The sequence below is a fragment of the Amycolatopsis thermoflava N1165 genome, assembly GCF_000473265.1.
Taxonomy (GTDB): Bacteria; Actinomycetota; Actinomycetes; order Mycobacteriales; family Pseudonocardiaceae; genus Amycolatopsis_E; species Amycolatopsis_E thermoflava.
In genome coordinates this window covers 7,666,469-7,685,782 of the sequence record NZ_KI421511.1, presented here as the reverse complement: position 1 = coordinate 7,685,782, position 19,314 = coordinate 7,666,469, and the positions used below count along the sequence as shown (strand labels likewise).

The window sequence follows — 19,314 nt, the reverse complement described above, 5'->3', positions numbered from 1 at the left end:
CCGGTGCCCAGGAAGAGCGCGGCGTTCCTGCTGTACCGCCTGACCGGCGACGGTGGGGTGGAGGTGCTGATCGCGCACATGGGCGGGCCGTTCTGGGCGCGCAAGAACGAGCGGGCCTGGTCCATCCCGAAGGGCGAGTACACCGACGAGGACCCGCTGCCCGCCGCACGGCGCGAGTTCGCCGAGGAGGTCGGCGAGCCCGTCCTCACGGGCGAGATCCTGGAGCTGGGCGAGGTGCGCCAGCCGAGCGGCAAGGTCATCACGACGTTCGCCGCGGAGGGCGACTTCGACCCGGCCGGCTTCGCCAGTAACACGTTCGAGATGGAGTGGCCGAAGGGCTCCGGCCGCGTCCAGGAGTTCCCGGAGGTGGACCGCATCGAGTGGACGACGCCCGAGCGCGCCGCGGAACTGCTCGTCAAGGGCCAGGTGCCGATCATCACCCGCCTGCGGGAAACGCTGGTGGCACAAGGAATCCTGCGCGCCTGACCCCGGCGGCAACCCCGCACCGGCCCCGGTTCCGCCCGGACACCCCACCTCCGGGCGGAACCCCAGGCGGACCGGCAGGCCCAGGCGATCCCCGCCCCTGCGGGCGGAGATCTTGCTGATCGCGGCGGGGCGAGGTTGCCCCCAGCGGGGCGCAGGTTTACCTCGGCGGGGCGCAGGTTTGCCCCAGCGAGGGGCGCAGGAATTGCCGTGGCCGGGCGACACTTTTCGCCGCTCCGGCATGGCGTAACCCTGCCGCGGCAGCGCGAGAACCTCGTCGCTGCCGAGCAAACCTTCGCCGCGGCGGAAAACCCGCGCAGGCGGGCAGGCGCCCGCACGTGAGGCGCACCCGCGCGCTCCGCGCCGCCAGCGCGGCACCTGCCTGGGACGAACCCGCTGCACCCACAGCGCACAAGGCGGTGGGCCCCGCTACGCGAGGCCCACCGAACCCACACCCTCGAAGCAGCGCCACCGAAGCAGCGAGGGCTACGCCAGCCACCACCAGAAGCGACCCCCAGGCTGACAACACCGCCGCCAGCCGGGCAGAACCTTCAACACGACCGGGAACACCGTGGCGGACACCTGCGCAAGCGCGAGGGCGCGCCAAGCGAAAGGCGCGCCCGCGCTATGAACCCCGGGCTCGACCACCCCGCCGGGCGGAGCCCACCCGAGGCACCCCGCCGCACCCACACCGCATATGCCGGTGGGCCCCGCTACGCGAGGCCCACCGAACCCACACCCTCGAAGCAGCGCCACCGAAGCAGCGAGGCCTACGCCAACGCCACCACCAGAAGCGACCCCCAGGCTGACAACACCGCCATCAGCCGCAGCCCCCGGCCGGCCACACCGGCACCAGCAGCAGCGCCTGGCGAGACTGCCAGCCCTCAGCGCAGCACCACCTGCCGTCAGGCCAGCAGCACCAGCAGCAGCCCGAGACCCAGCGACACCGCCGCCAGCAGCAGCCTCAAGCCGGCAACGCCAGCACCAGCAGCAGCCCCAGGCCGGCAACACCGGCACCAGGAGCAGCGCCAGGCCAGACCACCAGCCCCCAGGCAACCACCAGCCCTCAGGCAACCACCTGCCCTCCGGCAAGCACCTGCCCTCAGGCCAGCACCTCCCCTCCGGCCGGCACCACCAGCAGCGGCCCCCAGGCCCCTGCCCCAGCAACACCACCAGCCGTCAGGCCAGCGACACCGCCACCTGCTCCAGCCGGTCCAGCGACTCCTGCATGCCGCCCTCCATGCCGGACTCCAGGTGCCCGTCGCGGGTTTCCTTGTTCGGGTACTCGGCCAGCACGGTCAGCGTGGTGCGCCCCTCGTGTTCGGTCAGCGTCAGCGTGTTCAGCGACTCCGCACCGGGCATGCCTTCGAACACCTCGGTCGACACGATCCGCTCGTGCGGCACGATTTCCCGGTACTCGCCGTGGAAGGCGACCTCGAAACCGCCGTCGGCGATCATCACGTTGCGCCATCTCCCGCCGACCCGCAGGTCGACCTCGACGGACGTGACCTCGCCACGCTCGCCCGACCACCAGCGCTTCACCAGCTCCGGCGTGGTCCACGCCTTCCACACCAGCCGCGCGGGCGCGTTGAACTCACGCACGATCTGAACCTGGTTGTCCGCCGGGAGCGTGACCTTCGCCGTACCGCTAGTCGTCATCGTGCTCATCTCCGTCCTCCAGTTCCTTGAGTTCTTCCAACACCGCGTCCATACGGTCGAACCGCTCGTCCCACAACCGCTGGTATCCGCTGACCCACTCGTGGATGTCCTTCAGCGGGCGGGCGTTGATGCGGTAGACCCGCTGCCGTCCGGAGTCGCGAACCTCCACCAAACCCACCTCCCGCAGGACCCGCAGGTGCTTCGACACCAGCGGCTGGGCGAGCCCGAGCACCGACACCAGGTCGTTCACCGGCTTCTCCCCGCCGGCCAGCAGATCGAGGATCTGCCGCCGCCGCGGTTCGGCCACCGCGTTGAACGCGTCCGCCGTAGTCGCTGCCCTTGCCATGCAGCCAATATATACCCATATGGGAATGAGTCAAGGGATCCAGGCAACTGCATCGATTTCGACCAGGTAGCGGGGGTCGAACAGGGTCTGGACGCCGACGAGCGTGCTCGCCGATCGCGTGGTCACCCCCGCACGCAACGGCGCGAGGATCGCCTCCGCCAGCTCCGGGCGATATCCGACGACGTAGATCGTGTGCTTGACCAGGTGCTCACGACTCGTGCCCGCGGCGGCGAGCGCGATGTCGATGTTCCGCACGATCTGCTCCACCTGCGCACCGTGGTCACCCTCGCCGACGAGTTCACCCTCGGCGTTCCAGGCGACCTGCCCGGACAGGAACACCAGCCGTGACGCGGGCACGGCGACGGACAGGCTGAACATCTCCGGCAGCGCGAAGAGCCCGGCCGGGTTGGCGTACTGCGGCATCTCACTCTTGGTCATCGACCCACCATAGGCTACGTTTGGTCGGTGACCAAGAAGATCGTCATCGCCGGAGCGGGCCCGACCGGGCTGTGGCTGGCCGCGGAACTCCGCCTCGCGGGCGCCGAGGTCACCGTCCTCGAACAGCGCGCCGAACGGGACCCGCACTCGAAGGCCCTCACCATCCACCCGCGCACCATCGAGGTGCTGGCCTCACGCGGCGTCGAGCAGCCGTTCCTGGTCGAGGGGATCCCCATCCCGCAGGGGCACTTCGCCGTGCTCGACGACCGCCTGGACTTCGCCCTGCTCGACACCGATTTCCCGATCACCCTGGCGCTCCTGCAGGCACGCACCGAGGAACTGCTGGAAGACCTCGCGCGCGAGAGGGGCGCGGACATCCGGCGCGGCCACCGCGTCACCGGCCTCGCCGAACACCCCGGCGAGGTGCGCGTGGCGGTCGACGGCCCGGACGGCGAGTACACGGTCGCCGCCGCGTACGTCGTGGGCTGCGACGGCACCCGCAGCACCGTCCGCGCCGCCGCCGGGATCGACTTCCCCGGCACGTCCGCGTCCGTCTACGGCTGGCTCGGGGACGTCGTGCTGACCGACCCGCCGTCCGCGGGCTCCTACAGCCGCGCGACCGCCGACGGCCTGCTCCTGGCCGTCCCGCTGCCCGGCGGCCTGCACCGGCTGGTCGGCCACAGTCCCGGCGACGTCCGCGCCGACCACCCCGGCGAGCTCACCCTCGACGAGCTGCGCGCCAAGGTCACCGCCATCGCCGGCCGGGACTTCGGCATGCACTCTCCCGCGTGGCTGTCCCGGTTCTCCAACGCCAGCCGCCAGGCCACCCGCTACCGCCGGGGACGCGTCCTGCTCGCCGGCGACGCCGCCCACATGCACATGCCGGCCGGCGGCGTCGGGCTCAACGTCGGCCTGCAGGACGCGATGAACCTCGGCTGGAAGCTGGGGGCCGTGGTTCGCGGCGAGGCGCCCGACGACCTCCTCGACACCTACCACGACGAACGCCACCCGGTCGGCGCCGAACTCCTGGAGCACACCCAGGCGCAGACCGCGCTGATGACCGCGTTCACCCCGGACGGCCGCCGGCTGCGGTCACTGCTCAGCACCCTCATCGCCGAACAGCCCGCGTTCGCCAGGGCACTCGCCGAGCGGCTGTCCGGTCTGTCCGTCCGCTACCCCGGCGCGCACCCGCTCGCCGGCACCCGCGCACCGAACCTCAAGTTCCGCGACACCACGCTCTTCCGGCTCCTGCACGCGGGACGCCCGGTGCTGCTGGACTTCCGCGACGAGCCCGGCCCCGCCACCCCCGGCACGGTCGTCCACCACGGACGCCCGCTGGACGACCGGCCGGACTGGGCCGCGCTCGACACGGCCCTCATCCGCCCCGACGGCCACGTCGCGGACGTGACCCCCAGCGGCGAGCCTGATCAGCACCCCTGACGGCGACCTGGCTAGCATCGCCCGGTGATCACCCGGAACGGCGACAGCCGGCGCGACGAGATCGTCCGGGTCGCGCTCGACCTGCTCGACGAAGAGGGCCTGGAGGCCGTCAGCCTGCGTGCCGTCGCGCGGCGGCTCGGTGTCCGGCTCAACACCGTCTCCTGGCACGTCAAGACCAAGGCGCGGCTGCGTGAGCTGATGGCCGACGCGGTCTTCGCCGGCATCTCCCTCGACGGGCTCCCGGACGACTGGCGGGACCGCACGACCGAGCTGGCCCACCGGTTCCGCCGCGCGCTGCTGGCGCACCGGGACGGCGCGTTCGTCGTCGCCGGGACGTTCGTCGCCGAGCCGGCCACCCTGCGCGCCGCGGAAGCGCTGGTCGCCGCCCTGCTCGACGGCGGCCTCGAACCCCGCGACGCGGGCTGGACCTGCTGGACGATCCTCTACTTCACGCTCGGCCTCACGCAGGAGGAGCAGGGCGCGACGGGCGCGGTGGCCGGCCTGCTGGAGTCCGCGGTCACCCCGGACAGCCACCCCGCGCTGGCCCGCGTGCTGCCGCACCTCGTGGACAACGAGTTCACCCGCCGCTTCGAGTTCGGGCTCGACCGCATCCTGGACACGGCCGCACGTGGCTAGCCTGAACCCATGACGCCAGGCGAACTCAAACGACTGTGCCTGTCGCTGCCGGGGGCCCGCGAGGAGTTCCCGTTCGGCGAGGCCAACAGCGTGTTCAAGGTCGCGGGCAAGATGTTCGCCCTCAGCCCGCTCGAGTCGAAGCCGCTGCGGGTCAGCCTGAAGTGCGATCCGGACCTGGCGGTGCAGCTGCGCCGCGACCACCCGGAGATCACCGCCGGGTACCACCTGAACAAGCGGCACTGGAACACCGTCGTGCTGGACGGCGGCGTGCCCGAGGACCTGGTGCGCGAGATGGTCGAGGACTCCTACGACCTGGTCGTGTCCGGGCTGCCGCGCCGCGAGCAGGAGAAGCTGCGGTGGGTCGCGCTCAGCCAGGAGAAGACGCCGCGCGGATCCGGCAAGCCGGCCCGGTGACCGTCGAACTGACCCTGCTGCCGCGGGTGGCCTGCCGCGGCCGGGAGATCACCGCGCCCCGGCTGCGGGACCTCCTCGCGCTGCTCGCCGGCGACCTCACCACCGGCTGCGGCACCGGCCGGCTGGTGGACGGGCTGTGGCCGGACGAGCAGCCGGAGAACCCGGTGAAGGCGTTGCAGATCCTCGTTTCGCGCGCCCGCTCGCAGCTCGGCCACGACCTCATCGCCAGCACGCCGACCGGGTACCGCCTCACGCTCGAACCCGCCCAGGTCGACGCCGCCGCGCTGCTCCAGCACGCGTCCGCGGCGCGGACGGACGATCCCGCGATCGCGCTCGCCGAGGCCGACGCCGGGCTCGCGCTCTGGGACGGCACGGCCGACGACGGGCTGGACCCGCTGTCCACCTTGCGCCGCGAACGCCGCTCCGCCCACCGCTTCCTCGTGCGCGCCCGCGGGCTGGCGCTGTCCCGGCTCGGCCGCCACGCCGAGGCGGTCGAACCGCTCACCGCCGCGGCGGCGGACCGGCCGCGTGACGAGGAAGTCCTGCTGGAGCTGTTGCGCAAGGAGTCCGCGACCGCCGGGCCGTCCGCGGCGCTGGCCAGGTTCGAGTCCTACCGCCGCGAGCTGCGGAACCAGTTGGGCACCGATCCCGGGCCGGAACTCCAGGCGTGGCAACGGGAAACGCTCGCCGGCGAGCGGCCGGCTGTCCGGCACGGCATCCCGCACGAGCCCAATCCGCTGCTGGGCCGCGCGGACGACATCGCGGCGATCACGCAGCTGCTGCGCCGGTCCCGGGTCACCTCGATCGTGGGTCCCGGCGGGCTGGGCAAGACCCGCCTCGCGCATTCGATCGGCCGGGACGCCGAACAGCCGCTGGTCCATTTCGTCGCGCTGGCCGGTGTCCGCGCCGACGCGGACGTGGCCGGGCACGTCGCGACCGCGCTCGCCGTCGGCGAGGCGCGCCGCACGCCGGGCCCACCGCCGCCCGACGACCTGACCGGCATCGCCGAAGTCCTCGGCGCCGCACCGGCGCTGCTGATCCTGGACAACTGCGAGCACGTCCTCGACGGGGTCGCGGAGCTGGTCGGGGCCCTGGTGTCGATGACGCGGGACCTGCGGGTGCTCGTCACCAGCCGCGCGCCGCTGGGCCTGTCGTCGGAGTCGGTGTACCCGCTGCCGGAACTCGACCTGGACACGTCGATCGAGCTGTTCGCCCAGCGCGCCCGGGCCGCGCGGCCGGACGCCGACCTGCCCGCGGACACCGTGGCCGCGCTGTGCCGCCACCTCGACGGCCTGCCGCTGGCGGTGGAGCTCGCGGCGGCGCGGGTGCGCGTGCTGTCGGTCGCGGAGATCGCGCGGCGCCTCACCGACCGGTTCGCGCTGCTGCGCGGCGGCCCGCGCGACGCGCCCCAGCGGCACCGGACGCTGCAGGCCGTCGTCGACTGGAGCTGGCACCTCCTCGACGAGCACGCGCAGGCGGCGATGCGCGCGTTGTCGGTGTTCCCCGGCGGGTTCACCGAAGACGCCGCGCGGCACCTGCTCGGCGGCCGCGACACCCTCGACGTGCTGGCGGAGCTGTCCGGTCAGTCCCTGCTGAAGGTCGTCGACACCCCGGTCGGCGCCCGGTTCCGGATGCTGGAGACGGTGCGCGAGTTCAGCGCCGCCCGCCTCGGCGAGGCCGGCGGGACCGCGCGCGCCACCGCGGACTTCCTGGCCTGGGCCCGGGATTTCGGCCTGGCCCACCACGAACCGGTGTTCGGCCCCGACCCGTACACGGCGAGCGAGCGGATCCGCGCCGAGCAGGACAACCTCGTGACGGCGATGCGACTGGGCATCGAGCGGGCGGACGGCGCGACCGTCGCGGCCACGGCGGCGGCGCTGGGCGCGCTGTGGACGGCCGACTCCAACTACTCGCGCCTGGCCGCGCTCACCACGGAAGTGCCGGCGGTGCTCGCGCGCTTCCACCCGAAACCGGAGTTCGTCGAGGTGACCCGCACGGCCGCGACCGTGTGCGCCACCGCGACCTTCATGCTCCAGGGTCCGCGCGCGGTGCGGTCGCTGGTCGTCCTGCGGCGGCTGCCCGAAGCGCCGCCGACGACGCTGGTCCGCGCGCTGTCCACCGTCCTGTCCGCGCTGCCCGGGATCGATCGCCGCGGACTGGACGCCCTCGGCGACAGCGACCAGCCGCTGCTCGCGTTCGTCGCGCACGCCGTGCACAGCTACTGGTGGGAGACGGCGGGCGACGGCGAGCGGGCGCTCGCCTCGGCGGTGCGGATGCTGGACGCGGCGGGCGATTCCGGCCTGCCGTGGGTCCGGTTGATGGCCCGCGCCCGGCTCGGCGAGCTGTACCTGCAGCGCGGCGAACCGGACGAAGCCGCGCGGCACCTGTCGGTCGCGATGCGGGTGCTGGCGGATCTGGCGCCGTGGCCCGACACGATCGGGATCCGGTGGGGGCTCATGCTCGCCGCCCTGCAGAGCGGCGCGGTCGACGAGGCCGAACGCTGGCTGGCGAAGACGAGCCCGGGCGGCGGCGAGGACCGGTTCGACGTCATCACGTTCGACCTCGGGGTGCGCGCCGAGATCTCCTTGGCCCGCAACGAAATCGACCAGGGGCTCGCGCTGTGGCGGCAGGCGGTGGCCCGTCAGCGGGACAGCGGCGTGCTCCCCCTGCCGGATGCGCCTGGCCTGGACGCGTGGACGCTGGAGCTGCTCTGCGTCACGGTGATCGCGCACGCCCAGCACGGAAGGCTCGACCTGGTCGCCGACCTGGTCGCCGAGCTCCCCCCGCTGGCGCCGCCGTTGTTCAGCGAGAGCGCGGCGAAGGTGCCCGCCTACCTGATCGGGATGGCGGTGCGCGGCACCCTTCTGCTCACGCTCGGGGTGCTCGCGCTCGACCGCGGGGACCGCACCGGGGTGCGGCTGGTGGCGCTGGCCGAGCGGCTCGGGTTCCTGCGCAACTTCCAGCCCACGATGACACCGGCCGGGTTCCGGGCCGCGGCCGAGAAAGCCGACGGGCCGGCGTACGCCGACGCGGTGTCGGAGTACGCCGGCCTCGGCCCGGACGAGCTGCGCCTGGCGGCGCTGGACCTGCTCAGCGCGTGGGTTCCCGGTTGAAGAGGCGCTTGGACCAGAAGTAGCCGAGGACGGTGATCCCCGCGCCCCAGCCGATGGCGCCCCAGCCGTACCAGCCGATCGGCGTGCCGGCGAGCAGCCCGCGCAGGGTCTCGATCACCGCGGTGAACGGCTGGTACTCGGCGAACCAGCGGATGCCGGCGGGCATCGAGTCCAGCGGCACGAAGGCGCTGGACAGGAACGGCAGCAGGAAGGTCATCGGCAACACGACGTTGCTGGCGCCCTCCGGCGTCTTGGAGAGCTGGCCGAGCGCGGCGGAGAACCAGCTCAGGCCGAGCGTGAGCAGCAGCAGGACGGCGGCCGCGAGCAGCCAGTCGCCGAAGCCGGCCGAGGTGCGGAAACCCATCGCGACGGCCACCGCGAGGACGACGACGAGGCTCACCACGGTCTGGATCACGTTGCCGACGACGTGTCCGGTGAGGACGGACGCGCGGGCGATCGCCATGGTGCGGAAGCGGGCCACGATGCCCTCGGTCAGGTCGGTGCAGATCGCGACGGCCACCGGCATCGAGGCCGAGCCGATGGTGAGCAGCAGGATGCCGGGCACGAGGTAGCCGAGGTAGTCGCCGCCGGCCGGGGCGCCCGCGATGCCGTTGCCGATGGCGCCGCCGAAGACGTAGTTGAACAACAGCAGCATCATGATCGGGACGGCGACGACGCTCGCGGTCATCGACGGGTAGCGCAGCGCGTGGCGAAGGTTGCGGCGCAGCATGGTGGCGGAGTCGGTGAACATCAGCGGGAGACCTTCTCTTCGGTGGGGTGTCCGGTCAGGGCGAAGAAGACGTCGTCGAGGTCGGGCGTGTGCACCGACAGTCCCTCGGGCTCGATGCCGGCGTGGTCCATGCGGTCGAGCAGCGCGCGCAGTGAGCGGACGCCGCCGTCGCTGGGGATCTGCAGGGTGCGGGCATCGTCGTCGCGGGTGACCTCGCCGAACGTGCGGGCGGCCAGGTCGAGTGCGCGGTCGTCGGCGAAGCGGAGCTCGACGTGCCCGCCCGGGATGCGGCGCTTGAGCTCGGCCGGGCTGCCCTCGGCGACGAACACGCCGTGGTCGAGCACCGCGATGCGGTCGGCCAGCTCGTCGGCCTCCTCCAGGTACTGGGTGGTGAGGAAGACGGTGACGCCGCGGGCGACGAGGTCGCGGATGATCTCCCACATCGTGTGGCGGCTGCGCGGGTCGAGGCCGGTGGTCGGCTCGTCGAGGAAGATGATGCGCGGCTCGCCGACCAGGCTCATCGCGAGGTCCAGGCGGCGCCGCATGCCGCCCGAGTAGACCGCGGCGAGCTTCTTGCGCGCCTCGACCAGGTCGAAGCGTTCGAGCAGCTCGGCCGCCCTGCGACGGCCCTCGGCCTTGGGCAGGTGGTGCAGGTCGGCCATCAGCCAGAGGTTCTCCTCGGCGGTCAGCTTGTTGTCGACGGCGGAGAACTGGCCGGTGACGCCGATGGCGGCCCGAACGCGGTCGGCCTCCGCGGCGACGTCGTGCCCGGCGATGCGGGCGCTGCCGGAGTCGGCCCGCAGGTAGGTCGACAGGATCTGGACCATGGTCGTCTTGCCCGCGCCGTTAGGCCCGAGCAGGGCGAAGATCGAGCCGGCCGGGATGCGCAGATCGATCCCGCCGAGCACGACCTTGTCCCCGAACGCCTTGCGCAGCCCGGCGACCTCGATGGCCGGGGTGGTCGTGGTGGTGGTCAAAGCCCCCTCCTCCGTGTGCTGTTCCGTTGCTGGTGACGAGCTTCGGAGGAGGCGGCTTCAGAAGGGCTTCAACGCGGTTTCAGGGGCGACGGACCTGGCTTCAGAGTGAGCGGCGTCACTTCCCCGACCGGTCACGCGGCGGGCGGCTCGCCCGTCCTGCTCCCACGACCTGATCGAGGAGGACATCATGCGAGTACTCGTGGCGGGCGGCAGTGGCGTCATCGGGCGGCGGCTGGTTCCGTTGCTCCGCGCGGTCGGGCACGACGTGGCGACGCTGTCCCGCTCCGACGGGGTCGACGCGCTCGACCCGGCCGCCGTCCGGCGGGCCGTGCGGGACGCCGCCCCGGACGTCGTGGTCAACATGCTCACCGCCATCCCCCGCGAACTGGATCCGCGCAAGCTCGCGAGCCAGTTCGCGCTCACCAACCGGCTGCGCACCGAGGGCACCCGCAACCTGCTCGACGCGGCAGGCGGCGCGCGGATCATCAGCCAGGGCCTCGCCTACGGCTACCAGCCGGCGCCCGGGCCGGCGGGCGAAGACGCTCCCTTGTGGACTGTCGGCACGCCGAAGCAGTTCGCACCTGTGCTGAACGCCCTGCGCGAACTGGAGGACCTGACCACCGGCGCGGGCGGGCTGGTGCTGCGGATCGGCCACCTCTACGGCCCCGGCACGATCTACGCGGCCGACGGGTCCTTCGCGCGGCAGGTGCGTGCCGGGAAGGTGCCGCTCGTCGGCGGCGGTCACGCCACCTTCTCCTTCACCCACGCCGACGACGCCGCCAGCGCCGTCGTCGCGGCGCTCGACCGGCCGGAGGTGACCGGCGTGCTCAACGTCGTCGACGACTGCCCCGCCGAGCTGCGTGAGTGGCTGCCCGCCTACGCCCGACTGCTGGGCGCGCCGGCCCCGAAGCGCGCGCCGGCGGCGCTGGCCCGGCTGGCCGTGGGAGGCTGGGGTGTGGCGTTCATGAACCAGCTGCGCGGGGCCGACAACGCGCGCGCCCGGATGCGCCTGGACTGGCGGCCGCGGTACCCGTCGTGGTCGGACGGGTTCGCCGCGGACCTGACGGGCGCGGGCCGGTGAGCGGGTTCGAGGAACACCGGGCGGTGCTGCTGGGGCTGGGCTACCGGCTGCTGGGCAGTATGTGGGACGCCGAGGACGTGGTGCAGGAGGCCTATCTGCGGTGGGTGCGCGCGGACCGCTCGGAGATCCGGGAGCCGCGCGCGTTCCTGGTCACCGTGGTGACCCGGCTGGCGCTGGACCAGTTGCGGTCGGCGCGGGTGAAGCGCGAGGCGTACCCCGGGCCGTGGCTGCCGGAACCGGTGCACGCCGGGGAGTTCGGCCCGATGGAGACGGCGGAGCTGCGGGACACTCTCTCCTACGCGACGTTGCACCTGATGGAGCGGTTGTCGCCGCCGGAGCGGGCGGTTTTCGTGCTGCGGGAGGCGTTCGAGGTGCCGTACGAGGAGATCGCCGGGATCGTCGGCGCCACTCCCGCGGCCTGTCGTCAGACGCACCACCGCGCCGTGCGGCGGTTGTCGGGCGGGCGGGACCGGTTCCACCCGTCCGCGGCCGAGCACGGCGAGCTGCTGACCCGTTTCCTGGACGCGGCGCGCGACGGGGACCTGACCACGCTGACCGAACTGCTCAGCGAGGACGTGGTGGCCTACAACGACGGCGGCGGCAAGGTGCGGGCGGCGCTGCGCCCGGTCACCGGGCGGGACAACGTGGTGGCGTTCGTGACGGGCCTGCTGGCGCGCTACCCGCTGGACGAGGTGCGGATCGCGGAAAGCAACGGGCAGCCCGCGGTGTGGACGCGGCTGGGCGGGCAGGAGCAACTGGTGACGCTGGACGTGCGGGACGGCCGGATCCACGCCGTGTTCGCCGTGCTGAACCCGGACAAGCTCACCAGGGTGCGGCCCGCCTAGCGGCTGCGCCACCAGGAGACGAGCCGCTCGGCGATGCCGTCCACGTCGGAGTCCAGTCCGAAGTGGTCGGACATCTCGTGGCGGAGGTACTCGCGGATCCCGTCCACGTCGGCGCCCGCGCGCAGCCGGGAGAGCAACGGCCAGACCAGGCAGTCGTACTCGTCGTCCACGGACTCCGCGACGCCGATGGGATCCCACTCGTTGAGCAGGAGGCGGATCGGTTCGACGGGGAGCACCAGGCCAGTATGGAGGCATGGGGTACACCCGATGCGCGGCGGTCGACGTGCACTACCCGGAAGCCGGCGGCGCCACCGCGGCACTGGTGATCGCAGCCGGGCCAGCCTTCGCCGAAGTCACCGAGGAGCACGTGGTGCGGGTGGACGACGTCGAGCCGTACCGGCCGGGCGCCTTCTACCTGCGGGAACTGCCCGCGATGCGCGCGGTCCTGCGCCGTGCGGGGCCGGTGGACCTGCTCGTCGTCGACGGGTACGTGCACCTCGACCCGGACGGCCGCCCCGGGCTCGGCGCCCACGCGCACGAAGAGTTCGGCGTTCCGGTGATCGGGGTCGCCAAGACGGCCTTCCGCAGCGCCACGCACGCGATCCCAGTGCTGCGCGGCAAGGCGGTCCGGCCCCTCCAGGTCACCGCGATCGGCCTCGCCCCGGACGAGGCCGCGCGGATAGTCCGGACGATGGCCGGTCCCCACCGCCTGCCGGACGCGCTGCGCCGCGTCGACCGGCTGTCACGCGAGTAGGGGCCCGTCCCCCCGAGGACGGGCCCCCGCACCCCCGTGGCTCAGACCCGGGCGAGTTCCGGTTCCGGCGCCCGGCGCAGGCGCACCACGCCGGACACCGCGATCAGCAGTCCGAGCGCCGCGATTCCGGTGATCACCGCCAGCGCCGGGGTCAGGCCGGTCAGCAGGTTGCCTTCACCGCTGCCCGTCAGCACCGCCGTCACGATCGCCAGGCCGATCGCGCCACCGACCTGCAGCGACGTGTTCAGCAGGCCACCGGCGAGTCCCTGCTCGTTGTCGCTGATGCCGGTCGTCGCCTGGATGTTCAGGGACGAGAAGGCCAGGGTGAAGCCGATGCCGAGCAGGATCATGCTCGGCAGCACCGAACCGGCGTACCCCGAGTGCTCGTCGACGCGCAGGAACAGCACGTACGCGAGCACGTGCGCCAACACGCCACCGAGGATGGTGCGCGACGTGCCGACCCGGTCGATCAGCGGCTCGATCCGCGGCGAACCGAACGCGACGATCAGCGCGGCGGGCAGGAACCCGAGCGCGGTCTCCAGCGCCGACCACCCCAGCACGTCCTGCAGGTACAGCATCACCACGAACTGGAACCCGATGTAGGCCCCGAAGAACAACGCCGCCCCCAGGTTCGCCCGCGCCAGCGGCCCGGAGCGCAGGATGCCCAGCCGCAGCAACGGGTGGCTGCTGCGCTTCTCGATCAGCACGAACGCGGTCAGCAGCGCCGCCGCGACGACGAAGGTGATCAACGTCTGCGGCGAGGCCCAACCGGTTTCCGGCGCCTCGACGACACCGAACACCAGCAGCAGCGACCCGGCCGCACCGGTGATCGCGCCGGGCAGGTCGTAGCCGCCCGCCGAGTGGTCCCGCTCGTAGGCCGGCACGACCTTGATCGCCGACACCAGCGCGATCAACGCGATCGGCACCGGCAGCAGGAACGTCCACCGCCAGCCGACCTCCGTCAGCAGCCCGGAGAACACCAGGCCCGCCGAGTACCCGCTGGCGCCGAACACCGCGAAGATGCTGATGGCGCGGTTGCGGGCCGGGCCCTCCTGGAACGTCGTGGTGATGATCGACAGCGCGGCCGGCGCGGTGAAGGCCGCGGCCAGGCCCTTGACGAACCGGCTCGCGATGAGCAGCGCGCCGTTGTCGACGAGACCGCCGAGCAGCGACGCGACCGCGAACACGGCCACCGCGACGAGGAACACCCGCCGCCGCCCGAGCAGGTCCGCCGTGCGGCCGCCGAGCAGGAGCAGCCCGCCGTAACCGAGCACGTACCCGCTCACGACCCACTGCAACGCGCTGGTGGACAGGCCGAGGTCGGCCTGGATGGACGGCAGCGCGACGCCGACCATCGAAACGTCGAGGGCGTCCAAGCCCACGACCGTGGACACGGTGAGCAGCACGGCCCACAGCCGTGCGTCCCACCGCGTCGATGTGGTGGACAGGTGCGCAGGAGAAGTCATGGCAGCCAGGTTACATGCGTGCGCATCTAATGCAAGCGGATTTAATGCCTTCGCATCAAATTCCCGTGCATGCTATGGTGTCGCCATGGGTGACGTCGCCGAAGGCCGGCTGGTGCAGCAGTGGCACGAGTTGCTGGCTTTGCACGCGACCGTCTTCGGCGAGCTGGAATGCCGCCTGCAGGACGCGCACGGCATCGGGGTCAGCGAGTTCGAGGCTCTCGAACGGCTCGCGACCTGCGACTTCAAGTGCCGCTCCGCCGACCTCCTGGAGGCGGTGCACCTGAGCCAGAGCGCCACCTCGCGCCTGGTCGCCCGCCTGGAGAAGGAGGGCCTGGTCGAGCGCGCGATGTGCGAGCAGGACCGGCGCGGCGTCTTCGTCTCGCTCACCGACGCCGGACGGCGCCGTTACGAGGAGGCGAAGCCGACCCACCGCGCCGTCCTGCGCGCCACGCTCGGCGAGGCGCGTCTCACGAAGGCCGGTTGACCCGCCGCTCCACGGGGTAGCTCACCGCCATCGCGCAGACGCCGACGGTGGGAGTGCAACCGTGAGCGAGCCAAACAGGGAAAGCGTTGTCAGCAGGGCGAAGGCCGGCCTCGACCGCGTCGACGCGGTGCAGCAGGAGCACACCGCGTTGTCCGTGCCGGTCGCCGTGGTGAAGAAGTTCCTCGAGGACCAGTCCACGCAGCTGGCGAGCATGATCGCGTTCTGGGCCTTCTTCTCGATCTTCCCGCTGTTCCTCGTCCTGATCACCCTGCTCGGGTTCTTCGTGCCGGACGACCTGAAGAACGACGTGCTGGGCAACGTCGGTTCGATGTTCCCGCTCCTCGACCCGGCCACGATGCAGGGTTTCGGCGGCTCGGCATGGGCCCTGATCCTCGGGCTGGTGACCGCCCTGTGGAGCGGGATCGCCGTCGTGCGCGCGACGCAAACCGCGTTCAACTCCGTGTGGGAGCTGCCCTTCCACGCACGGCCCAGCCTGCCCGTGCAGATCGGCCGCAGCGTGCTGGTGCTGGCGACGATCGGGCTCGGCCTGGTCGTCAGCACGCTCATCAGCGGGTTCGTCTCCAGCGGCAGCGACCTGCTGGACCTGGGCTGGCTGGGCCGGATCCTGGGTTACGTGATCGCGATCGTCCTGGACGTCGGGTTGTTCGTCGCCGCGTTCCGGATCCTGACCGACCGCGAGATCACCACCCGCGACGTGCTGCCCGGCGCCGTGCTGTCCGGCGTACTTTTCTGGGTGCTGCAAACGCTTTCGTCGCTGATCATCAGCCGCTACCTGCAGAACGCGCAGAGCACCTACGGCACGTTCGCCACGGTCATCACGCTGCTCTGGTGGTTCTACCTGCAGAGCATCATCACGTTGCTCGGCGCGCAGCTCAACGTCGTGCTCAAGGACCGGCTGCACCCGCGCGCGCTGGTCGGCGCCCCGGAGACGGACGCCGACCACCGCGCCTACGAGTCCTACGCGGAGGAACGCTCCTACCACGAGCAGGAACGGGTGGACACCGAGTTCCCGCCCGAGCAGCGCCGCTGACTACTCGGCGCCGGTGACGAACGCCTCCCGCTCGGCGGCCGGCCGCTCCCGCAGGGCGAGGACCGCGGCCAGCGTCACCAGGCAGGCCACCAGCATGTACCCCGACACCGACAGCGACGTGCCGGTCTCGCCGACGAGCCAGGTCGACACCAGCGGCGCGAACCCGCCGCCGAGGATGGCGCCGAAGGCGTAGGCGAAGGACACCCCGCTGTACCGGATGCCGGCCGGGAACAGCTCGCTGTAGGCGGCCGCCTGCGGGCCGTAGGTCAGGCCGAGCCCGAAGCCCAGCACGATCACCGCGCCCAGCATGAGCGGCACCGAGCGGGTGTCGAACAGCAGGAAGAACGGGAACGTCCAGGCGCCCATCGCCAGCGTGCCGACGAGGTAGGTCTTCCGCCTGCCCCAGCCGTCCGACCAGTGCCCGGCCAACAGCGTGAACACACCCCAGGACACCGCGCCGACCATGCCCACGAACAACATCGTCGTGCTGGACAGCTTCAGCGTGCGGGTGCCGTAGGAGTTGATGAACGCGATCAGGATGTAGCCGACCATGTTGTTGGCGATGAACAGCCCGATCGCGACCAGCAGCTCACGCCGGTTGGTGCGCAGCAGCTCGGCCAGCGGCGCGGACCGGCGGGCGCGGCGGGCGCGCAGCTCGCTGAACACCGGGCTCTCCGACACCCTGGCCCGCACGAAGAAGCCGACCGCGATCAGCACCACGCTGAGCAGGAACGGGATCCGCCAGCCCCAGCGCGCGAACTGGTCGTCGGTGGTCGCCGCGGACACGCTGAAGAACACCAGGTTCGCCAGCAGCAGCCCGATCGGCACGCCGATCTGCGGGAACGAGCCGAAGTAGCCGCGGCGGCCGGGCGGCGCGTGCTCCACCGACATCAGCGCCGCGCCGCCCCACTCGCCGCCCGCGGACAGGCCCTGCAGCAGGCGCAGCACGACGAGCAGGACCGGCGCCGCGACACCGATCGAGTCGTAGGAGGGCAGCAGCCCGACACCGATCGTGGAAATCCCCATCAGCAGCAGGGTCGCGACGAGAACCGCCTTGCGGCCGACCCGGTCACCGAGGTGCCCGGCGACGATCCCGCCGATCGGCCGCGCCACGAAGCTCACCCCGAGCGTCGCGAACGAGGCCAGCAGCGCCGCGGTTCCGTCCAGCGAGGGGAAGAACTGCTTGCCGAACACCAGGCTCGCGGCCGAGGCGTAGATGAAGAAGTCGTACCACTCGATGGTCGTGCCGACGAGGCTCGCGCCGACGACGCGGCGCAGCTGCCGGCCGTCGTGCGCCGAGCTCGTCCGGGCCGAGGCCTCGGGCGTGTGCGTCATGGGCCATCCCTTCCCGCCATTGGAAAGAAGATCAAAGGTTTGATTAGTTCCCTGGCAACCTAGATCCCACAGTGCCGGAAGACCAGTGGCGGGTGCAGACCTTTACCGTCCTGAGACCTTCGACGGACCGGTCACAGGAAGTCACGCAGCCGGGCGGCGAAGGCGACCGGGTCGCCGGCGAAGCCCGTGTGGTCGCCGGGGAACCGGACCGGTTCGATCCCCAGCTCCTTCGCCAGCGCCTCCGACGTGCGTTCGCACAGCTGGCCGGCGGACTCCGCGCCGATGCCGACCACCACGGGACGGGTGCGCAGGACGTCGAAGTCCGGGGTCCAGCGGGTGGTCGGGCGGTACATGTGCGCGTACTGGAAGTCCGCGTCGGCCCGGTCCTGCGGGCTGGGCTCCTGCGCGAAGAACTGCTGGAAGACCGGCTCCGGGAGGTGGATGCCCGCCATCACCAGGAACTTCCGCATGGCGCCGACCGGGTCGCCGCCGAAGTGGGTCGCGATGACCTCCTCGCCCTGCGCGCGGATCCGGTCGGCGTCCGGGAGCAGGTCGCTCAGCGGCGGTTCGTGCGCGATGACGGTGGTGACCAGGTCGGGGCGCGCCTGGGCGAGCGCGAGGACACTGACCGCGCCGCCGCTGGACCCCAGCACCACGGCCGGGCCCGCGTCGGCGTGTTCGATGAGCCGGGCGAGGTCGTCGGCGCGCATCTCCGGCGTGGAGTCCTGGTCCGGGTCGTCGACCGGGCTGCGGTTGATGCCGCGCGGGTCGGTGGTGAGGACGGTGTGGTCGGTGGCGAGCAGCTCGGCGAGCGGGGTGAACGAGCGCGCGTCCATCGGGGCGCCGACGAGCACGACGAGCGGGCCGTGGCCGCGGATCTCGTGGTAGAGCTCGGCGCCGGGGACGCGGAGTGTGCCGGCGATCTGGGACATCGGGTCCTCCTCGGGATGTGGGTTTTGCAGGTGTGACCGCCGGCGTGGGGCAGAATCATCGCTCGTGACGGAACTGGCCGTTGACCTGGAGCGGGCGCGCGCCGGGGACGACTCGGCGTTCACGCGGCTGGTCGAGCCGCTGCGGCGGGAGCTGCACGCGCACTGCTACCGCATGCTCGGGTCGGCGCACGACGCCGACGACGCGTTGCAGGAGGCGCTGCTCCGGGCGTGGCGGGGGCTGGCGCGCTTCGAGGGGCGCGCGTCGCTGCGGTCGTGGCTGTACACGGTGACGACGCGGACCTGCCTCGACGCGGTGGAGCGGCGCGGCAGGCGCGCGCTGCCGATGGATCTCGGACCGTCCAGCGAGCACGTGGTCGCCGGGGACGCACCGCGGACGGACGTCGCGTGGCTCGGGCCGTACCCGACGGGGCCGGACGCGCGGGCCGAGCAGCGGGAGGCGGTCGAGCTGGCGTTCGTGGCGGCGTTGCAGCACCTGCCGGGGAACCAGCGGGCGGCGCTGGTGTTGTTCGAGGTCCTGGGGTTCTCGGCGGCCGAGATCGCGTCGATGATGGGCACCTCGGCGGCGTCGGTGAACTCGGCGCTGCAACGGGCGCGGCGCGTGGTGCCGGCGCGGGAGCCCGCGCCGCCCGACGCGCGGGTGCGGACGCTGGCGTCGGACTACGCCCGGGCACTGGAGCGGGGCGACGCGGACGCGCTGGTGGCGTTGCTGACGGAGGACGTGACGTGGTCGATGCCGCCGATGCCGCACTGGTACCGCGGGCTCGACGCGGCGATGTCCTTCGCGCGCCGGTACCCGCTGGCGTCCTGCGGCTCGTGGCGGCACCGGATCGTTTCGGCCAACGGGTTGCCCGCGGTGGCCTCGTACCTGCGCTCGTCACCGGGCGGGGCGTTCGAGAGCTGGTCGATCAACGTGCTCCGGCCGCGGGACGGGCGGATCGCGGAGATCACGTCGTTCGTGGGGCGGGAGCACTTCGCGGTGTTCGGGCTGCCGGACGCGCTGGGCTGACCGGCACAGTCCTCTGTGGACCGGTTTACCGCCGGTAACCCCTGGGTAAACCGAGGATCCTCCGGTTGACGAGTCAGCGGAGGAGGTGGTGCATCGTGGATGA

General features: G+C 72.3%; 20 protein-coding genes. 11 read left to right on the top strand and 9 right to left on the bottom strand.

Annotation, left to right across the window (positions count from 1 at the left end; genetic code table 11):
* The first annotated feature begins 3 nt into the window (after positions 1 to 3).
* Positions 4 to 486, top strand: coding sequence for an NUDIX domain-containing protein (locus AMYTH_RS0138255; protein ID WP_027934652.1), 483 nt, complete (start codon positions 4 to 6; stop codon positions 484 to 486).
* A 1,176-nt stretch (positions 487 to 1,662) separates the two neighbouring features.
* Here AMYTH_RS0138255 and AMYTH_RS0138250 read toward each other — a convergent pair.
* From AMYTH_RS0138250 to AMYTH_RS0138240, 3 genes are read right to left on the bottom strand one after another with little or no spacing between them, the layout of a single operon-like run.
* Complete coding sequence (locus AMYTH_RS0138250; RefSeq protein ID WP_027934651.1) at positions 1,663 to 2,142, bottom strand: SRPBCC family protein; 480 nt, start codon at positions 2,140 to 2,142, stop codon at positions 1,663 to 1,665.
* Positions 2,132 to 2,488, bottom strand: a complete 357-nt coding sequence (locus AMYTH_RS0138245; protein ID WP_026153388.1) for an ArsR/SmtB family transcription factor — start codon at positions 2,486 to 2,488, stop codon at positions 2,132 to 2,134. Before AMYTH_RS0138245 ends, AMYTH_RS0138250 begins: the two co-directional genes overlap by 11 nt.
* A 30-nt stretch (positions 2,489 to 2,518) precedes the next feature.
* Positions 2,519 to 2,926, bottom strand: a complete 408-nt coding sequence (locus tag AMYTH_RS0138240) for a RidA family protein (RefSeq protein ID WP_027934650.1) — start codon at positions 2,924 to 2,926, stop codon at positions 2,519 to 2,521.
* A 27-nt stretch (positions 2,927 to 2,953) separates the two neighbouring features.
* Between AMYTH_RS0138240 and AMYTH_RS0138235 the strand changes: the two genes are divergently transcribed.
* The 4 genes from AMYTH_RS0138235 to AMYTH_RS0138220 are packed head-to-tail and all read left to right on the top strand — an operon-like array spanning position 2,954 to position 8,529.
* Positions 2,954 to 4,366, top strand: a complete 1,413-nt coding sequence (locus tag AMYTH_RS0138235) for an FAD-dependent monooxygenase (RefSeq protein ID WP_027934649.1) — start codon at positions 2,954 to 2,956, stop codon at positions 4,364 to 4,366.
* Between the two features lie 24 nt (positions 4,367 to 4,390).
* Positions 4,391 to 5,002, top strand: a complete 612-nt coding sequence (locus tag AMYTH_RS0138230; protein WP_037323007.1) for a TetR/AcrR family transcriptional regulator C-terminal domain-containing protein — start codon at positions 4,391 to 4,393, stop codon at positions 5,000 to 5,002.
* Between the two features lie 9 nt (positions 5,003 to 5,011).
* On the top strand, positions 5,012 to 5,416 hold the full coding sequence (locus AMYTH_RS0138225; RefSeq protein WP_020422027.1) for an MmcQ/YjbR family DNA-binding protein: 405 nt from the start codon (positions 5,012 to 5,014) through the stop codon (positions 5,414 to 5,416).
* Positions 5,413 to 8,529, top strand: a complete 3,117-nt coding sequence (locus tag AMYTH_RS0138220) for an ATP-binding protein (RefSeq protein WP_027934647.1) — start codon at positions 5,413 to 5,415, stop codon at positions 8,527 to 8,529. Before AMYTH_RS0138225 ends, AMYTH_RS0138220 begins: the two co-directional genes overlap by 4 nt.
* Here AMYTH_RS0138220 and AMYTH_RS0138215 read toward each other — a convergent pair.
* Positions 8,507 to 9,280, bottom strand: coding sequence for an ABC transporter permease (locus AMYTH_RS0138215; RefSeq protein ID WP_027934646.1), 774 nt, complete (start codon positions 9,278 to 9,280; stop codon positions 8,507 to 8,509). The genes AMYTH_RS0138220 and AMYTH_RS0138215 overlap by 23 nt on opposite strands.
* Positions 9,280 to 10,236: a daunorubicin resistance protein DrrA family ABC transporter ATP-binding protein gene (locus tag AMYTH_RS0138210; protein ID WP_027934645.1), complete on the bottom strand. Its 957-nt coding sequence runs from the start codon at positions 10,234 to 10,236 to the stop codon at positions 9,280 to 9,282. The genes AMYTH_RS0138215 and AMYTH_RS0138210 overlap by 1 nt, the downstream gene beginning before the upstream one ends.
* Before the next feature lie 187 nt (positions 10,237 to 10,423).
* On the opposite strand from AMYTH_RS0138210, the gene AMYTH_RS0138205 reads away from it, so the two are divergent.
* Entirely contained in the window at positions 10,424 to 11,317 is an 894-nt protein-coding gene (locus AMYTH_RS0138205; RefSeq protein WP_027934644.1) for an NAD-dependent epimerase/dehydratase family protein, read from the top strand.
* Positions 11,314 to 12,162: an RNA polymerase sigma-70 factor gene (locus AMYTH_RS0138200; protein WP_027934643.1), complete on the top strand. Its 849-nt coding sequence runs from the start codon at positions 11,314 to 11,316 to the stop codon at positions 12,160 to 12,162. The genes AMYTH_RS0138205 and AMYTH_RS0138200 overlap by 4 nt, the downstream gene beginning before the upstream one ends.
* Here the strand turns inward: AMYTH_RS0138200 and AMYTH_RS0138195 are convergent.
* Complete coding sequence (locus tag AMYTH_RS0138195; RefSeq protein ID WP_027934642.1) at positions 12,159 to 12,398, bottom strand: hypothetical protein; 240 nt, start codon at positions 12,396 to 12,398, stop codon at positions 12,159 to 12,161. The genes AMYTH_RS0138200 and AMYTH_RS0138195 overlap by 4 nt on opposite strands.
* Positions 12,399 to 12,415: 17 nt before the next feature.
* Between AMYTH_RS0138195 and AMYTH_RS0138190 the strand changes: the two genes are divergently transcribed.
* Complete coding sequence (locus AMYTH_RS0138190; protein WP_027934641.1) at positions 12,416 to 12,916, top strand: endonuclease V; 501 nt, start codon at positions 12,416 to 12,418, stop codon at positions 12,914 to 12,916.
* Positions 12,917 to 12,957: 41 nt separating this feature from the next.
* Here the strand turns inward: AMYTH_RS0138190 and AMYTH_RS0138185 are convergent, their stop codons facing one another.
* A complete protein-coding gene (locus tag AMYTH_RS0138185; RefSeq protein ID WP_027934640.1) occupies positions 12,958 to 14,382 on the bottom strand; it encodes an MFS transporter in 1,425 nt (474 codons plus the stop codon).
* 85 nt (positions 14,383 to 14,467) lie between these two features.
* On the opposite strand from AMYTH_RS0138185, the gene AMYTH_RS0138180 reads away from it, so the two are divergent.
* Complete coding sequence (locus AMYTH_RS0138180) at positions 14,468 to 14,866, top strand: MarR family winged helix-turn-helix transcriptional regulator (RefSeq protein ID WP_027934639.1); 399 nt, start codon at positions 14,468 to 14,470, stop codon at positions 14,864 to 14,866.
* A 61-nt stretch (positions 14,867 to 14,927) separates the two neighbouring features.
* Entirely contained in the window at positions 14,928 to 15,917 is a 990-nt protein-coding gene (locus AMYTH_RS0138175; protein WP_027934638.1) for a YihY/virulence factor BrkB family protein, read from the top strand.
* On the opposite strand, the gene AMYTH_RS0138170 is transcribed toward AMYTH_RS0138175, so the two are convergent.
* Both AMYTH_RS0138170 and AMYTH_RS0138165 read right to left on the bottom strand, forming a co-directional pair.
* A complete protein-coding gene (locus AMYTH_RS0138170; protein WP_027934637.1) occupies positions 15,918 to 17,252 on the bottom strand; it encodes an MFS transporter in 1,335 nt (444 codons plus the stop codon). It abuts the gene before it with no gap.
* 131 nt (positions 17,253 to 17,383) lie between these two features.
* Positions 17,384 to 18,184 carry an alpha/beta fold hydrolase gene (locus AMYTH_RS0138165; RefSeq protein WP_027934636.1) on the bottom strand — a complete coding sequence of 267 codons (801 nt, stop codon included), beginning with the start codon at positions 18,182 to 18,184 and terminating at the stop codon, positions 17,384 to 17,386.
* Between the two features lie 64 nt (positions 18,185 to 18,248).
* On the opposite strand from AMYTH_RS0138165, the gene AMYTH_RS0138160 reads away from it, so the two are divergent.
* Positions 18,249 to 19,211 (top strand): sigma-70 family RNA polymerase sigma factor, encoded by a 963-nt coding sequence (locus tag AMYTH_RS0138160; protein WP_027934635.1) that lies wholly within the window; start codon positions 18,249 to 18,251, stop codon positions 19,209 to 19,211.
* Positions 19,212 to 19,314: the final 103 nt, after the last annotated feature.

What these genes read in the sequence shown, in the direction of transcription:
- AMYTH_RS0138250 (WP_027934651.1), bottom strand. Translation starts at nt 2,142, where the DNA reads ATGACGACTAGCGGTACGGCGAAGGTCACGCTCCCGGCGGACAACCAG.
- AMYTH_RS0138245 (WP_026153388.1), bottom strand. Translation starts at nt 2,488, where the DNA reads ATGGCAAGGGCAGCGACTACGGCGGACGCGTTCAACGCGGTGGCCGAA.
- AMYTH_RS0138240 (WP_027934650.1), bottom strand. Translation starts at nt 2,926, where the DNA reads ATGACCAAGAGTGAGATGCCGCAGTACGCCAACCCGGCCGGGCTCTTC.
- AMYTH_RS0138225 (WP_020422027.1), top strand. Translation starts at nt 5,012, where the DNA reads ATGACGCCAGGCGAACTCAAACGACTGTGCCTGTCGCTGCCGGGGGCC.
- AMYTH_RS0138215 (WP_027934646.1), bottom strand. Translation starts at nt 9,280, where the DNA reads ATGTTCACCGACTCCGCCACCATGCTGCGCCGCAACCTTCGCCACGCG.
- AMYTH_RS0138205 (WP_027934644.1), top strand. Translation starts at nt 10,424, where the DNA reads ATGCGAGTACTCGTGGCGGGCGGCAGTGGCGTCATCGGGCGGCGGCTG.
- AMYTH_RS0138190 (WP_027934641.1), top strand. Translation starts at nt 12,416, where the DNA reads ATGGGGTACACCCGATGCGCGGCGGTCGACGTGCACTACCCGGAAGCC.
- AMYTH_RS0138185 (WP_027934640.1), bottom strand. Translation starts at nt 14,382, where the DNA reads ATGACTTCTCCTGCGCACCTGTCCACCACATCGACGCGGTGGGACGCA.
- AMYTH_RS0138180 (WP_027934639.1), top strand. Translation starts at nt 14,468, where the DNA reads ATGGGTGACGTCGCCGAAGGCCGGCTGGTGCAGCAGTGGCACGAGTTG.
- AMYTH_RS0138170 (WP_027934637.1), bottom strand. Translation starts at nt 17,252, where the DNA reads ATGACGCACACGCCCGAGGCCTCGGCCCGGACGAGCTCGGCGCACGAC.
- AMYTH_RS0138165 (WP_027934636.1), bottom strand. Translation starts at nt 18,184, where the DNA reads ATGTCCCAGATCGCCGGCACACTCCGCGTCCCCGGCGCCGAGCTCTAC.